The 14,950-nt window shown below is 72.9% G+C and carries 16 protein-coding genes; 12 read left to right on the top strand and 4 right to left on the bottom strand.

What is annotated here, in order from left to right; translation table 11 throughout:
- The first annotated feature begins 126 nt into the window (after positions 1–126).
- Both ABZV78_RS02725 and ABZV78_RS02720 read left to right on the top strand, forming a co-directional pair.
- Positions 127–1,563 (top strand): transposase, encoded by a 1,437-nt coding sequence (locus ABZV78_RS02725; protein WP_355635043.1) that lies wholly within the window; start codon positions 127–129, stop codon positions 1,561–1,563.
- 25 nt (positions 1,564–1,588) lie between these two features.
- A complete protein-coding gene (locus ABZV78_RS02720) occupies positions 1,589–2,758 on the top strand; it encodes an aminoglycoside phosphotransferase family protein (RefSeq protein WP_355635042.1) in 1,170 nt (389 codons plus the stop codon).
- Here ABZV78_RS02720 and ABZV78_RS02715 read toward each other — a convergent pair.
- The gene (locus ABZV78_RS02715; protein ID WP_355635041.1) at positions 2,728–3,609 is read right to left on the bottom strand and encodes an AraC family transcriptional regulator; all 882 of its coding nucleotides are present in this window, start codon (positions 3,607–3,609) and stop codon (positions 2,728–2,730) included. The two genes, ABZV78_RS02720 and ABZV78_RS02715, sit on opposite strands and share 31 nt — an antisense overlap.
- 142 nt (positions 3,610–3,751) lie before the next feature.
- Positions 3,752–4,486 carry a DUF2071 domain-containing protein gene (locus ABZV78_RS02710; protein WP_355635040.1) on the bottom strand — a complete coding sequence of 245 codons (735 nt, stop codon included), beginning with the start codon at positions 4,484–4,486 and terminating at the stop codon, positions 3,752–3,754.
- Positions 4,487–4,642: 156 nt separating this feature from the next.
- Here ABZV78_RS02710 and ABZV78_RS02705 point away from each other — a divergent pair, with 156 nt between their 5' ends.
- A complete protein-coding gene (locus ABZV78_RS02705) occupies positions 4,643–5,392 on the top strand; it encodes a hypothetical protein (RefSeq protein ID WP_355635039.1) in 750 nt (249 codons plus the stop codon).
- Positions 5,382–6,071, top strand: a complete 690-nt coding sequence (locus ABZV78_RS02700) for a Fic family protein (protein ID WP_355635038.1) — start codon at positions 5,382–5,384, stop codon at positions 6,069–6,071. Before ABZV78_RS02705 ends, ABZV78_RS02700 begins: the two co-directional genes overlap by 11 nt.
- On the opposite strand, the gene ABZV78_RS02695 is transcribed toward ABZV78_RS02700, so the two are convergent.
- Positions 6,002–6,370, bottom strand: coding sequence for a VOC family protein (locus tag ABZV78_RS02695; RefSeq protein ID WP_355635037.1), 369 nt, complete (start codon positions 6,368–6,370; stop codon positions 6,002–6,004). The genes ABZV78_RS02700 and ABZV78_RS02695 overlap by 70 nt on opposite strands.
- Before the next feature lie 127 nt (positions 6,371–6,497).
- On the opposite strand from ABZV78_RS02695, the gene ABZV78_RS02690 reads away from it, so the two are divergent.
- The 8 genes from ABZV78_RS02690 to ABZV78_RS02655 all read left to right on the top strand — a co-directional run bounded on the left by ABZV78_RS02690 (position 6,498) and on the right by ABZV78_RS02655 (position 14,456).
- Positions 6,498–7,745 carry an RNA polymerase sigma factor gene (locus ABZV78_RS02690; protein ID WP_355635036.1) on the top strand — a complete coding sequence of 416 codons (1,248 nt, stop codon included), beginning with the start codon at positions 6,498–6,500 and terminating at the stop codon, positions 7,743–7,745.
- Positions 7,746–7,822: 77 nt separating this feature from the next.
- Complete coding sequence (locus ABZV78_RS02685) at positions 7,823–8,473, top strand: DUF998 domain-containing protein (RefSeq protein WP_355635035.1); 651 nt, start codon at positions 7,823–7,825, stop codon at positions 8,471–8,473.
- Position 8,474: 1 nt separating this feature from the next.
- Positions 8,475–8,846, top strand: a complete 372-nt coding sequence (locus ABZV78_RS02680; protein ID WP_262281714.1) for a YciI family protein — start codon at positions 8,475–8,477, stop codon at positions 8,844–8,846.
- A gap of 153 nt (positions 8,847–8,999) precedes the next feature.
- On the top strand, positions 9,000–10,121 hold the full coding sequence (locus ABZV78_RS02675) for a hypothetical protein (RefSeq protein ID WP_355635034.1): 1,122 nt from the start codon (positions 9,000–9,002) through the stop codon (positions 10,119–10,121).
- A 69-nt stretch (positions 10,122–10,190) separates the two neighbouring features.
- Positions 10,191–10,973, top strand: a complete 783-nt coding sequence (locus tag ABZV78_RS02670) for a PPOX class F420-dependent oxidoreductase (RefSeq protein WP_355635033.1) — start codon at positions 10,191–10,193, stop codon at positions 10,971–10,973.
- 41 nt (positions 10,974–11,014) lie between these two features.
- The gene (locus tag ABZV78_RS02665) at positions 11,015–11,539 is read left to right on the top strand and encodes a PadR family transcriptional regulator (RefSeq protein WP_355635032.1); all 525 of its coding nucleotides are present in this window, start codon (positions 11,015–11,017) and stop codon (positions 11,537–11,539) included.
- Positions 11,536–12,207 carry an ABC transporter ATP-binding protein gene (locus ABZV78_RS02660; protein WP_355635031.1) on the top strand — a complete coding sequence of 224 codons (672 nt, stop codon included), beginning with the start codon at positions 11,536–11,538 and terminating at the stop codon, positions 12,205–12,207. Before ABZV78_RS02665 ends, ABZV78_RS02660 begins: the two co-directional genes overlap by 4 nt.
- Positions 12,204–14,456, top strand: coding sequence for an FtsX-like permease family protein (locus ABZV78_RS02655; protein ID WP_355635030.1), 2,253 nt, complete (start codon positions 12,204–12,206; stop codon positions 14,454–14,456). The genes ABZV78_RS02660 and ABZV78_RS02655 overlap by 4 nt, the downstream gene beginning before the upstream one ends.
- Before the next feature lie 6 nt (positions 14,457–14,462).
- Here the strand turns inward: ABZV78_RS02655 and ABZV78_RS02650 are convergent, their stop codons facing one another.
- On the bottom strand, positions 14,463–14,816 hold the full coding sequence (locus ABZV78_RS02650; protein ID WP_355635029.1) for a nitroreductase/quinone reductase family protein: 354 nt from the start codon (positions 14,814–14,816) through the stop codon (positions 14,463–14,465).
- Positions 14,817–14,950 lie beyond the last annotated feature (134 nt).

Below are 14,950 nucleotides of genomic sequence, written 5' to 3'. Positions count from 1 at the left end.
CCGGGGACATCCGGGCTCGACCCCCACCGCCCCCCGATTAACCGTTCGCGTCCCTCAGGGACGCGCGGCTAGTGCCGTGACCACAAACGTTCGCCGGGTCGGTGGCTGGAGAGTTTTGTCGTACTGGTGGTGTTGGGTGTGGTTGTGCCTCGTCGTCGGGATCCTGCCGCGCCTCGGGTGGTGCATCGCACCGCGCGTGTGGCGTTGCGGGTGACGTCGGGGCAGCGGCGGCGGTGTTTCGGCCTGCTGCGTTCGGCTGGTGATGTGTGGGCGTGTGTGTTGGAGGTCAACGCGTGGCGGCGTCGCCGCCGGGATGCGCCGTTGACCAGCTATCAGGAGTTGTGTCGGGAGCTGTCGGCGTCGGGGCCGGGCACGTTCGGGGAGTTGGATTCGACGGGTGCCCGGTCGGTGCTGCGCCGGTTCTCTGACGCCTGGTTCGCGGCGGCGAAGCGCCGCAAGGACGGTGACGTGTTGGCGCGTTTCCCGCGCCGGCGGCGGGGGTTGGTGCCGGTGCGCTGGTATCACGGCACCTTCACCGTCGACGGGCGTCGGGTCCGGGTCCCCTGCGCCAAGGGTGGTCCGCAGTTGTGGGTGCGGTTGGCGCGGGAGGTGCCGTATCCGGTTGAGCAGGTTCGGTCGGTCACGCTTCTGTGCGAGGGCGGCCGGCTGTTCCTCGATATCACTGCTGAAGTGCCGGTGGCGACGTATCCGGCCGGTGAGGAACCGGACCCGGCCAGGGTGGCCGGGGTGGACCTGGGGATCATCCACCCGTACGCGGTGGCCGGCCCGGACGGTGCGGGGCTGTTGGTGTCGGGGCGGGCGATCCGCGCCGAACACCGCATGCACCTCGCGGATACGAAGGCCCGCCGCCGTGAGGTCGCGCGGCGGGTGCCGAAGCCGGGGCAGAAGGGGTCACGGCGGTGGCGCCAGTACCGGCGTCGGGCGCGGCTGGTGGAGGGCCGGCACCGGCGTCGGGTGCGTCAGGCCCAGCACGAGGCCGCCCGTCAGGTGGTGTCCTGGGCGGTACGCCAGCGGGTGGGTGTGCTGCACGTGGGTGACCCACGCGGCGTGCTCGACCTGGACGCGGGGCGGCGGCACAACCTGCGGCTGCGGCAGTGGCAGATCGGCCGGCTCCTACAGGTCCTCACCGACAAAGCTGTCCTGGCCGGCATCACCGTCCACCTCGTCGACGAGCGCGGCACCTCCTCGACCTGCCCCGCCTGCCGGCGGCGGGTGCCGAAACCCCGCGGCCGGACCCTGACCTGCCCACACTGCCACTTCACCGGGCACCGCGACCTCGTCGCGGCCGCCACCATCGCCACCCGCACCCCGGGCGGCGGACCCACCACCCCCACACCCGCTCGGGTGCCCGGGGTGATCACGCACCGTCGAGCCGGACGACACCTTCCCGGTGCCGGTCGGTCCCGGCGTGACCCCCGCCGCCCGAGCAGGGCGGCGCGAGGATCAGTTGGCCCGCGGAGGCCCGCCCCACCACCCGGTGGGAAGTCGCTCGCCCAAAAAGCGAGGATCCACAACACCCACCGGACACCCGGTGAAAGTTAGTGGAAACCGCACTAGCGTCCGGCAGGTGTCCCGCACCGTGACCCTGATCCTGGTCGACGCGGCCGGCCGGCCGCTCGGCGCCCTGCCCCCGTACGACGTGCCCGAGCCGTGGTGGCAGCAGGTCGGCTCGATCGTCGACGAGGCCCGCCGCCGCTACGACGTCGACGTGGCCGTGCTGCGGCTGCTCGCCGGCGACCGCCCCGAGCCACCCGGCGGCCACGTCACCTACCTGGGCCAGGTCACCGAGCCCCCCGCCATACCTCTGGCCTTGGCGCCGGTGGACCTCGCGCCGCACCCGCTGCGCGCCGCGTACGCCGAGCCCGGCGGCCCGGCCCGCAGCGTCGCCTGGGCCACGGGCGAGCTGCGCCGGCTCGGCCAGTCGGTGACCGCGGTGGCGCAGCACCGCACCTGGAACCTGTCGGCGATCTGGCGGCTCGACGGCCCGGCCGGCAGCGCCTGGCTCAAGCAGGTGCCGCCATTCTTCCGGCACGAGGCCGCCGTCCTGCGCTGGCTCGGCGCCACCGCACCCACGACCGCCCCCACCCTGCTCGCCGCCGACGACACCGGCCGGATGCTGCTCGACCACGTGCCCGGCGAGGACCGCTACGACGCCGACGAGGCGGAGCGGGCCGCCATCGCCGCCGACCACCACGCCGTCCAGCTTCGCGCCGCCGGCGAGGCCGCCGGGCTGGTCGCGGCCGGCGTACCCGATCTGCGCGGGCCGGCGCTGGCCGGCTGGATCCGCGACCGGCTGGCCCCGCACGACCCGACCGTGGCCACCGACCTGCTCGCCGGCCTCGACGACCGGCTCGACCAGGTCCGCGACTGCGGCCTGCCCGACACCCTCGTGCACGGCGACCTGCACCCCGGCAACGTGCGCGGCGACGGCACCCGGCGCGTCGTCATCGACTGGGGCGACTCGTTCGTCGGCCACCCCGCCTTCGACATCCTGCGCCTCACCGAAACGCTCGACCCGCCCGTCGCCGCCCGACTGCGCGACGCCTGGGCGGCGCGCTGGCGGGCCGAGGTGCCCGGCAGCCACCCCGAGCGCGCCGTCGAGCTGCTCCGCCCGGTCGCCGAGCTGCGGCTGGCCGCCGTGTACGCGATGTTCCTCGCCGGCATCGAACCGAGCGAGCACCCCTACCACCGCGGCGACGTGCCGACCTACCTGGAACGGGCCGCCGCCGCGGCCTGACGCACCGGGATCCACAGCTCGGCGTCGGCCGTCTTCCCGTCCGCCGACACCCGCACCTTCGAGATCTCCGGTCCCGGACGGCTCTCGTAGGGGTTGGACGGGAACCACTGGGTGAACACGTCCCGCCACAGGTGCTGCACCGCCTGCGGGAACGCCCCCGATACGGTGAACACCGCCCAGGAACCGGCCGCCACCGGCAGCCGGTCCAGGCCCTCCGGCACGTCCGCGCCGGTCACCACCCCGTGCCAGTAGTCCAGCTCGGTGCCCTCCGCCCGGGAACCGGCCAGGTCGTCGCTGACGTTGACGATGCCGCCCGGCTCCTGGTCCGACAGCGCCTCGATCCGCCGCACCGTCGCCGGGTCGAGACCCTTGATGAACGCCACGATGTGCGGGTTCATCCCCTCGTGGACCAGCGGCACCCGGGCCTTCAACCCGGCGAGCTGGAAGGCGTCCTTGGTCACGATCCGGTAGTCCATGCTGGTGCTCCCTTCGACGACGAGCCGGAAGGACATCCGGGGCTGCGCCCGCAGCACCGCACCGGTGCGCCGGGCCTCGGCCGGGCCGACCCCGTGCACCGCGCGGAACGCCCGGGCGAACGCCTCGTTCGAGCCGTACCCCCAGCGGACCGCCACATCGAGCAGCGACGCCTCACCGGCGAGCACCTCGGCCCCGGCCACGGTGAGCCGGCGCCGGCGCACGTACTCCGACAGCGGCATCCCGGCCAGGACCGAGAAGAGCCGCCGAAAGTGGTGCTCCGACGTGCAGGCGATCCGGGCCAGCCCGGCCACGTCGAGCGGTTCGTCGAGGTGGCGTTCGAGATGGTCCATGGCCTGGTTGAGCCGCTCCAGCACCCGGTGCTCCTTCCTTTGACGCCCTCGACGCTAGGCATCCAGGATCCGCCCCACCCGACCCCACCGAACCCGATCCGATCGGTTGGCCGCCGCCCCGCCATCACGCCGAGCTGGAGTCGATCAAGCAGGGAGCGACCCAAGGTCAGTGCAGCGGTGCCGGGCCGCCGAACACGACCGGGATGCCGGGGGAGTAGAGCACGCTCACCGGCGGCCCAGCCGGCGGCGCCAACCCGGCCGCGGCGACCAGTTCGTCGTCGAGGTGCAGCAGTTCGGCCCGGTGCAACGGCCACTGGGGATGCCAGTTCGGCAGGTGCAGCGTGCGCCCGTGGGCCCGGGTGTGCAGGCCCCAGCGGGCGGTGAGGAAGTGCTCCAGCGGCGTCGGGTCGGCGATGGGCGCACCGACCCGGACCTCCATCCGGCTCGACGCCCCGGCCGGGCCGGGCCAGCGGCGCCGGCAGCGGTAGGTGAGGCGGTCCCCGGCCCGGTCCAGCCGCATCGCCGACCACCTGTACGGCAGCCGCAGACTCAGCTGCGCGACCAGCACCGGCACCAGCCGGGAGGCGTCGAGCGAGCGGAATACCACGGCCCGACGGCCGCTGCCGTCGACTGAGTAGAGCCGGACGTTGGTCTCCCAGAACGTGCCGAAGTACGGCACGCCCGGTCCCCGGCCGAGGCCGAGCCCGACCATCTTGAAGCCGATCAGCCCGACGTAGCTGAGCCCGTCGATGGTGTCCGGGCGGGTGCCGGCGGGCAGCAGCGGCGCGACCCGCTCCGGCTCGACCGCCCAGTGCAGGAAGGTGAGGTCCTGCCAGCGCTGCCGCAGCCACACCCGCCGGAACCCCCGGACGGGCGCGCACTCCACCGGCTCGATGTCCACGCGTCCCATCGTGCCCCGCCATGTCCTCGTCTGGTCTGGCGAGGAACGCCAGCAGGTGCCGGGGCGTCTCGTCGGCGCCGCCCAACCCGGTTGAGAACGGGCGACCGGCTTGCTCTGATGACCTCACCATCCACGACGCCGACCCCCGGGAGTCGCATGAACCGCACGCCCGACCCGGACGAGTACGCCAGGTTGCAGGCCCGCTTCGAGGCCCGCAAGCCGATCCTCCCGTGGTCGCTGACCTGGTACGAGGTTGACCCGACCCGGCACCCGTTCGACCCGGCCACGGCACCGGAGGTCATCCGCTCGCTGCCCCCGGCCACCACCGTGCCCGCCCCCGCCGAGCGGTCGGCGCTGCGCTACGAGGCCGGTGACGAGTGGGCCGACGCCATGAGCTTCGCCATCCTCGACCGCTACGGGCGCTGGGCCACCGGCTGGCGCTACAACGTCGGCGAGGGCGACATCGGCGGCGGCCCCGTCGGCGCCTGGTGCTGCCCCAGCCACTCCATCAGCACGCCGGCGGCGACCCTGACCGTGGTCGCCGACGCGCTGCTCGAGTGGCGGGCCTACCTGGAGGACCTGGCGGAGCGCTTCGGCCGTTTCCTGCCCCTGGTCACCGACCCAGGCCAGCCCGACGACATCGTCCTCGACGCCTGGGAGCGGGCCGTCGCCAACCTGGTGACCGTCGTCGTCGACCGCACCGGCGCGGAGAGCGGCTGGGAGCACCACTGCAGGCAGGTGCTCGGCTGGTTCCTCACCGCCGCCGACGTGCCCGCCGACCGGCAACAGCGGCTGATCGACACCGCCATCGGCGGCCGGTTCGCCAGCTGGGTCACCCCGTCCAACCTGGTCGTCGGCGAGGTCGCCGAACGACTCGCCGCCGAGGTCACCGACGATGCGCGATGACCTGGCGACCTGGTGCCGGATCCGCGAGCAGGTCGACTGGGCGGCCGCCGCCCGGCCGGTCGACGGCCCGGTCACCGGCCTCCGCGACGGGATCGTGGACTTCGTCCGCGGCCCGGTCGCCGCCCGCGACCCGGCCCGGGCCGTCCGGCTGCTGACCGCCGTCGGCCAGGCCCGCGCCACCGCTCTGCCACTGTCCTATGAGCTGCTGGCCGGCTGGCAGGCCACCGTGCTCGGCGTGCCCGAGGTGGGCTTCCGGCGCGGACCTGCGTACGCCAAGGGTGGCCGGGAGCGGTACGGCCTGGCCGCGGACACCGCCGAGCGGTTCCGGCGCTGCCTCGCCCAGGCCGCCGACGCCGAACCGCCGCTGGCCGCACGGGCGGCCCGCGCCTACCTCGATGTGGCCTTCTTCCACCCGTTCCCGGACGGCAACGGCCGCGCCGCCATGCTGGCCCTCGACGCCGTCCTGCGGCGCCACGGCGTGGTGCTGGACCAGGTCGCCCCGATCCTGCTGGTCGCGCGCCGCGCCGACGATCCCGACGGGGCCCGCGGCCTGGCCGGGCTGATCGACGTGCTGATCGCCGCCACCCGCCGTCGCGCCCGGCGGACGCCTCACTCCGGCCGGTGGCAGACCGCCTCGACGTTGTTGCCGTCCGGGTCGCGGACGAACGTCCCGAAGTAGGTCGGGTGGTATTCCGGCCATACCCGCGGCGCGTGCAGCACCTCGGCGCCGGCGGCCACCGCCGCGTCGTGGAACGCCTGCACCGCGGCCCGGTCCGGGGCCGTGAAGGCGATGTGCGACTCCAGCGGCGCGCCGGCCTCGGCGGACGCGGGCACCAGCCAGAAGTCGGGGCGGTCGACGCCGTAGCCGATCGGGCCGGGCTCCATGATCCGGCGGCCGCCCAGCGGGGCGAGCACCGCGTCGTAGAAGGCGGCGCTGGCCGGCAGGTCGCGCACCATGACGGAGAAGTGGTCGAGCACGTTCGCCTCCCTGCGATCGTCGATGACCGCGCCAGGCTACGAGCCGCCTACGACACTTCCCCGCCCGCGCGGTGCCGGACCCCACAGGTGCTGGCGGAACGTCGGCCCGGCCTGCTGAGATGTGCCCATGGGGGAGTCCGACGCGCGGCGCACCGTCGAGGCGGTGTGGCGGATGGAGGCCGCGCGGGTGGTCGCCGGAATCGCGGCCCTGGTCCGCGACGTCGGCCTGGCCGAGGAACTGGCCCAGGACGCGCTCGTCGCCGCGCTGGAGCAGTGGCCGCGCGACGGCGTACCGGCCAACCCCGGGGCGTGGCTGACGACCGTGGGCAAGCGCCGGGCCGTCGACACGCTGCGCCGCAGGCAGACCCAGCAGCGTACGCTCGCCGAGCTCGGCCGGGACCTTGACGAGCAGGTCACCCCCGACTTCGACGCCGCGCTCGACGAGCACATCGAGGACGACCTGCTGCGGCTCATCTTCGTGGCCTGCCACCCGATCCTGTCGCCGATCGCCCGCGCCGCGCTGACCCTGCGGCTGGTCGGCGGCCTCACCACCGGCGAGATCGCCCGCGCCTTCCTCACCACCGAACCCACCGTCGGGCAGCGCATCACCCGGGCCAAGCAGACCCTCGCCACCGCCCGGATCCCGTTCGAGGTGCCCGGCCCGGCCGAGCGGGCCGAACGTCTCGACTCGGTCCTCGAAGTCGTCTACCTCATCTTCAACGAGGGCTACTCGGCCACCGCCGGCGACGACTGGATGCGCCCGGCCCTCTGCCAGGAGGCGCTCCGTCTGGCCCGGCTGCTCCAGGGGCTCATGCCCGACGAGCCCGAGGTGCACGGCCTCGCCGCGCTGCTGGAGATCCAGGCGTCGCGCACCCGCGCCCGCACCGGCCCCGACGGTGCGCCGATCCTCCTCAACGACCAGGACCGCGGCCGCTGGGACCAGTGGCTCATCCGGCGCGGCCTCGCCGCCCTCGACAAGGCCCGCACCGACCACCCCGGCCCGTACGCCGTCCAGGCCGAGATCGCGGCCTGTCACGCGCGGGCGCGTACCCCGGAGGAGACCGACTGGGCACGGATCGCCGCGCTCTACGCGGAGCTGGCCCGGCTCGTGCCCTCGCCCGTGGTGGAGCTGAACCGGGCCGTCGCCGTCGCCCAGGCCGACGGGCCCGCCGCCGGCCTGGAACTGGCCCGGGAGTTGGAGTCCGAGCCGGCGCTGGCCAGCTACCACCTGCTCCCCAGCGTGGTCGGTGACCTGCTGTTCAAGCTCGGTCGGCTGCCGGAGGCCAGGGCCGAGTTCGAGCGGGCCGCCGCGCTCACCGGCAATGCCCGCGAGCGGGCGCTGCTGCTCGACCGCGCCGCCGCCTGCGGCTGTTAAAAAATCTTGAGAAGTCATGTCGGATCCCGGTCGCCCCGATCGACGCGTCAGTGAGAACCGATGACGAGGAGATCGAGATGACCAGTACGACGCTCACCCGGGCCGGGACGACACGGCGTGTCTCGACCGCCACCCTGCTCACCGCCGGCGCCGCCGCCGGGCCGCTGTTCCTCGGTCTGGGCCTGGCCCAGGCGTTCACCCGGGACGGCTTCGACCTGAGCCGGCAGCCGCTCAGCCTGCTCTCCCTCGGCGAGCACGGCTGGATCCAGATCGCCAACTTCGTCGTCTCCGGGCTGCTGGCCCTCGCCGGGGCGGTCGGCTTCCGGCGGGCGCTGCGCGGCGGACCGGCCGGGACGTGGGGTCCGGCGCTGGTCGCGGTGCTCGGCGTCGGACTGATCGTCGCCGGGGTGCTCCGCGCCGACCCGAGCATGGGCTGGCCGGCCGGCGCGCCGGAAGGCAACCCCGAGACGATGAGCTGGCACTCCTACGGGCACGGGGTCGGGGCGATGCTCTCCTTCGGTTCGCTCACCGTCGCCTGCCTGGTCTTCGCCCGCCGCTTCGGGCGGGTGGGGGCGCTGTCGTCGGTCCTCGTCGCCCTGGCGACGGTCGTCGTCATGGCCTGGCCCGACCAGGACAGCATCAGCGTCCGGATGGCGCTCGGCTCGGCCCTGGTCTTCGCCTGGCTCACCGCGGTTTCCCTGCACACGATCACCGAGAGGAAGCACTGAGATGCGATTCATGATGATGCACAAGCTGGACGAGGCCGTTCCCGGCAACTTCGAGCCCACCCCGGAGTTCATGAAGTCGATGGGCGCCTACATGGAGGAGGTCGCCAAGGCCGGCATCCTGGTGGCCGCCGAGGGGCTCTGCAAGAGCAGCGAGGAGTCGGCGCGGATCACCGCGACCAAGGGCAAGAAGACCGTCACCGACGGGCCGTTCACCGAGACCAAGGAGCTGATCGCCGGGTTCGGGCTGGTCGAGGTGCGGTCGAAGGAGGAGGCGGTCGAGTGGGCGAAGCGGTTCGTCGACGTCTTCACCGAGCACGGCATCGACGTCGAGGTGGACGTGCGGCGGGTGAGTGAGGGACCGCACGAGGGCTGAGCATGCCGCGGCCGGTACCGGTGCGAACCGGTACCGGCCGGCGAAGTCCGGAACGGAAATCCTGGTTCTGGCCGTCAGCCGACGGTGATATCGCTACTGTCGTCCCTAGCGTCCTATTTGTGCCGGTTCGTCCCGGCCTGACCAGGGGGAGCAATGCTAGCGGGACAGTACTCCAGCCAGTACCACATGCCCTTCGACCTCGACACGCCGGAAGCGGATCGTCGCCGGGCGGAGGAGGTAGCCGAGGACTACGACCGGCGCCGCCGCAGTGCGGCCGAGATCCGTGACGTGCGGCTGGCCGACACGGTAGAGCGCGGCAATCGCCGCATCCGCGACCTCCTCGGCGAGGAGAACTGGCTGTCGCTGCGCAAGCGGATGCACGGCGAACGCGTGAGATTCCGTGATCTCCTCCAACCACCCGTCGGCCTGGACGCCGACTACGACGCCCTCGACGCGCAGCGCAAGGCGAACGTCCAGGCGTACTTCGACAGCCTGGGCGTCGACGAAGCGGCGCTGAAGCGCATCGTCGCCGAGACGAGGTCGGCGGTGCAGGAGCTGCTGCCCCGCACGGAGGCGACCGGCGGATACGCCTCCTGGCTGCACGACACCCAGGCGCCGACGCCCCCAGATCAGGGCGGGAGTCGGGACGATCCGCACGCCTGGACACCGTTCCGTCCGCCGTACCCCGGCTTTCAGCAGGGCTTCGATCCGCACAACCTCGGTGGCTTCCGGATCGGGCGGGTGCACTCCCTCGACCGGTTCACCGGGCTGACCGGTCACGACCTCACGCTCGACAACAACAACGCGGACGACTTCGACAACGGCTGGGCGGTCGTCGACACGCAGATCGGGTTCAACTTCCGGGCGCCGGCAACGGGTGCGGTGGAGATCTTCATCGAGGCTCGGTGTGGCCGCGCTCTGCACGAGCTGCGCGTGGTGGACGAGTTCGGCGTCTCGGACTCGTCCACCTCTCAGGAGAACTTCCTGATGATGCACGTCCTGCATCCCAACGTCACCGCGCCGTCGTTCGCCTCGATGTCCCGCTTCCGGTGGAACACCGACCGCACCGGCGTGATCGTCCGGGAGTTCCTCGCCCAGGGCGGCGCCTTCACGGCTCGGCTGTTCAGCAACGGCCCGATCCAGCAGGGTCAGACCGTCCACATCCGCGCCGGCACCCGCAGCAGCGACGGCTCGATCACCAACGACATGGAGATCAACAGCAAGTCGACCATGCGGTGGTCCCTCGGCACGGTGTGGGCCCGGATCGCACCCTGACCACCCTGGCAATCTCTCCGCCTCGGCGCCCGGCGGTCACACCGCCGGGCGCCGCGCCGTCCGACGAGCATGAGAGCACTGGTACGTGGTACGGCCGCGCTGCTCGGCGCGGCGTCGCTGGTCGTCGGGGTGTGGGCGCTGGCCCGGGCGGATTCGTTCAGCTCGGCGGTGGGTTTCCCGCCGCACGAGCACTTCGTGCACGACGTCGGGGCGTTCCAACTCGGCATCGGGGCGACCCTGCTGCTGGCGCTGATCTGGGGCGACGCCCTGGCGGTCGCCCTGGCCGGCTACGTCATCGGCGGGGTGGCACACACCGTGTCGCACGTGGTCGACGCCGATCTGGGTGGCAGCGCGGCCCAGACCTGGCTGGTCCTGCTGTCGGCCCTCCTGGCCCTGGCCGCGCTGGTGGCCCGGCTGCGGCAACTCGGCTGGGTGGTCGGGTACGTCGACCCCGCCCCGACGCCCGGGTGGGCGCCGCTGGCGCGGCAGAAGACCGTGGTGTTGACGACGTTCAAGCGGGACGGGACGCCGGTGCCGACGGCCGTGAGCGTCGCGGTGGCGGGGGAGCGGGCGTACGTGCGCAGCTTCGAGAAGGCGTGGAAGACCCGGCGGATCCGCAACAACCCCCACGTGACGATGGCCCCGTCGACGGCCCTGGGCAAGCCGACCGGGGACGCGGTGGAGGCGGTGGCGCGGCGGTTGAGCGGGGCGGAGTACCGGGCGGCCAGCCACGCGCTGGTCCGGAAGCATCCGCTGCTGCACGGCGTGCTCGTGCCGTTGACGCACCGCCTCGGGCGGGCGAAGACCGGCCACACGGTCCACTTCGAACTGACTCTCCCACGAATTCGCTGAGGATATATACGCGAGGTATACACTCAGGGTATGGTGACGCCATGAGTGTTCCCATGACCCTCCTCGGCCTGCTCGAACGGGAGCCCAGCCACGGCTACGACCTGAAGCGCGACTACGACTCCTTCTTCAGCCGCGGCAAGCCCCTACCGTTCGGCCAGGTCTACGCGACCCTCGGCCGGCTCGTCCGCGACGGCAAGATCGTGGTGGGCGAGGTCGAGCCGGGGGTGGGCCCCGAGCGCAAGCGCTACGTCATCACCGACCGGGGCGCGACCGAGTTCGAGTCCTGGCTGACCGAGCCGGTCGAGGCCGAACCCAACCTCCAGACCCTGCTGTTCACCAAGGTCGTGCTGGCGCTGATGCTCGACCGTCCGGCCGAGGAGTACCTCGACAGCCAGCGCGCCACCCACCTGCGCCGGATGAAGGAACTCACCGACATCCGGCGCGGCGGCAACCTGGTCGACACCATGCTGGCCGATCACGGCCTGTTCCACCTGGAGGCCGACCTGCACTGGATCGACACCACGGCCGCCCGCCTGGACGCCCTGCGAAAGGTGGTGCGGGGATGAAGGCCATCGAGGCACGCGACGTCGCGCTGTCCTTCGGCGAGACCGCGGCGCTGCGCGGCGCGAGCGTCGCGGTGGCGCCCGGCGAGATCGTCGCCATCATGGGCCCGAGCGGCTCCGGCAAGACCACACTGCTGCACTGCCTGGCCGGGATCCTGGTGCCCGACACCGGCGAGATCCACTTCGACGGCCGCCGGATCGACACCCTCAGCGAGACGGCGCGCAGCGTCCTGCGCCGGGACCAGTTCGGGTTCGTGTTCCAGTTCGGCCAGCTCGTGCCAGAGCTGACCGCGGAGGAGAACGTCGCGCTGCCGCTGCTGCTCCGCGGCGTCAAGCGGGCCGCCGCGCTGAAGGAAGCACGGCCCTGGTTCGAGCGGCTCGGCCTGGGCGGGCTGGAGCGACGCCGGTCCGGTGAACTCTCCGGCGGGCAGGCGCAGCGGGTCGCGCTGGCCCGCGGCCTGGTCTCCCGTCCCGGCGCGCTGTTCGCCGACGAGCCGACCGGGGCGCTCGACTCGCTGACCGGCGAGCAGGTGATGGACCTGCTGGTCTCCTCGGCCCGCGAGGAGGGCACCACCGTCGTGCTCGTCACCCACGAGGCCCGGGTCGCCGCGTACGCCGACCGGCAGGTCATCGTGCGCGACGGCAAGGTGAATGCGCTGGTGTCCGCATGATCCGGTTCGCGGTACGGCTGTCCCTGGCCGGCGGGCGGGAGGCCGCCACCCGGCTCGTCATCTTCGCCACCGCCGTGGCGCTCGGCGTGGGCATGCTGCTGACGACGCTCGCCGGCATGAACGCGGTCAACAAGCAGAACCAGCGGTACGCCTGGCTGAACACCGCCGTCGCCCCGGCCGCCACCGACCCGTCGGTCGACCCGCTGTGGTGGCTGGTCCGGGAGGACTACTACCACGGCGAGTCCATCGGCCGCGTCGAGATCGCGGCGACCGGTCCGGACGCGCCCGTCCCGCCGGGCATCCCGCGCCTGCCCGGCCCTGGCGAGTTCTACGTCTCGCCCGCCCTCGGCGAGTTGCTGCACGCCACCCCGGCCGCGCAGCTCGGCGACCGGTTCCCCGGCCACCAGGTCGGCACCATCGGACCGGTGGCGCTGCCGTCCCCCGACTCGCTGCTGATCGTCATCGGCCGCACGCCCGGCGACCTGGAGCACCTGGGGGCGCGCAAGGCCACGCAGATCATGACCACCTCGCCGAGCAGCTGCTCCAGGGGCTGCTACGTCGGCATCAACCACGACGGCATGGCCCTCGTGCTCTCCATCGTCGCGGTCGCGCTGCTGTTCCCGGTGCTCATCTTCATCGGCACCGCCACCCGGCTGGCCGCGACCCGTCGCGAGCAACGCTTCGCGGCGATGCGGCTGATCGGCGCCACGCCTCGGCAGATCTCCGTCATCTCCGCCGTCGAATCCGTGCTCGCGGCCGCGGTGGGCACGGCCGTGGGGTTCGGCCTGTTCCTCGCGCTCCGCCCGGGGCTCGCCGCGATCCCGTTCACCGGCGAGCGCTTCTTCACCGCCGACCTGTCGCTCACCGTCGTCGACGTCCTGGCGGTCGCGCTCGGCATTCCGCTCGGCGCCGTCGTGGCGTCCTGGCTGGCGCTGCGCCGGGTGCAGATCTCCCCGCTGGGCGTGACCCGGCGCGTGACCCCGAAACCGCCGCGCGCCTGGCGGCTGATTCCGCTGGTCGCCGGGCTCGTCGAGCTGACGTACTTCATCGGCCGGCGCCCGCCCACGACCAACGGGCAGCTCACCGCGTACCTCTCGGGGTTTCTGCTGATCCTGACCGGGCTGGTGCTGGCCGGGCCGTGGCTGACCATGGTCGGCGCGCGGCTGCTGGCCGGGCGGGCCGGCCGTCCCGCCACCCTCATCGCCGGGCGACGGCTCGCGGACAATCCCAGGGCGGCCTTCCGGTCGGTCAGCGGGCTGATCGTGGCGCTCTTCGTGACCAGCGTCGCCACCGGCATCATCACCACCTACGTGGCCAACCGCGGCGAGCCACGCACCGACTCGGTGGCCGCCACGTCCCTGACGAAGTGGTTCGCGACCGAGGAGGGTCCCGCACCGACCGCGGACCAGATTCCGGCCGGGCTGGCGACGATCCCGGGGGTGCGCAGTGTGACCCTGGTCCGCGCCAACCCGGTCGACCAACCACCCCCGATGGAGGTTCGCGGGGCGCCGACGGACTCCACCCCCGATCGGTGGTGGTGGCCGGGCATCGTCACGTGCGCCGAGTTGGACCGCCTGGCGGTGTTCGGCAGCTGCCCCGCCGGCGCGCAGGTCGCGGCGGTCGCCGACGACCTCATCGGCGAGCGCGCCTGGGACCTGACCAGTGACTCCTACGTCTGGCCCGCCGCCGACGCCTCTCCGGCCGAGGTCGACCGGCAGCCGATCCGGTCGGTGGTCGTCAACACCACCAGCCGCGCCGCGTTCGAACAGGCCCGGACGATGCTGATCAACGCGTTCCCGACCGGGGGGTTCCCGAACAGCACCGCCGAGTGGGAGGCGGACTCCGCGCGGCTGTTGCGGCAGTTCCAGCAGCTGGCCAACGTGGTCATGCTGGCCAGCCTGCCGATCGCCGGGTGCAGCCTGGCGGTGAGCGTCGCCGGAGGGTTGAGCGACCGGAAGCGGCCGTTCAGCATGCTGCGGCTCACCGGGGTGCAGCTGCGTACGCTGCGGCGGGTGGTGGCGCTGGAGACCGTCGTGCCGCTGCTGCTGGTCGCGGCGGTGGCGACCGGGATGGGCTTCCTGGCGGCGCACCTGTTCCTGCGGGCGCAGCTGGGCTACACGCTGCTGGCGCCGGACGGGTCGTTCTACCTGCTGGTGGCCGGTGGGCTGGCGGTGTCGCTGGGGATCGTCGCCTCGACGCTGCCGCTGCTTCGCCGGATCACCGGACCAGAGATCGCCCGCAACGAGTAGCCTCCGCTATCCCAGCGGGACCTGGACCGCGACGTCGTGCTTCGGGTAGTAGTTCTCCACCGTGTCCGCGCCGTACTTGGCCTTGAACAGCTCCACCACGTGGTTGACCCGGCCGGCGTCGGTGATCGGGGTGGCACTGGAACTCAGTGCCGTGCCGTTCGCCGACACCTCGATCATCGGCGTCTGCCGGACGTTCTTGTACCACTGGCTGTCCGAGCCGGTCACCGGGACGAGGAACACGCTGTCCTCGTCCAGCACGAACCACACCGGGTGGGTGATCTGCCGGCCGGTCCTCCGGCCGGTCACGGTGATCTCGACCTCGCGGACGCCGTCCAGCGCGTCCCAGACCACGTTCGCCACGATGCCCCCTTCGCCGCCTCTCCGCCAGGCTAGGGATTCCCATGCCGGGCCGGGGCGGGTTCCGGGACCTCGTCACCCGGTACGGGCGTGGCCGGAGGCCTTCCTGGGTAGGCGACAGGTCAGCGACCCGGTTC

The sequence above is a fragment of the Micromonospora sp. NPDC004540 genome (genome assembly GCF_040610095.1).
In the GTDB taxonomy this organism is placed as follows: Bacteria; Actinomycetota; Actinomycetes; order Mycobacteriales; family Micromonosporaceae; genus Micromonospora.
Note: the sequence above shows the minus strand (reverse complement) of the source record. Positions and strands in the feature narration are given on the sequence as shown.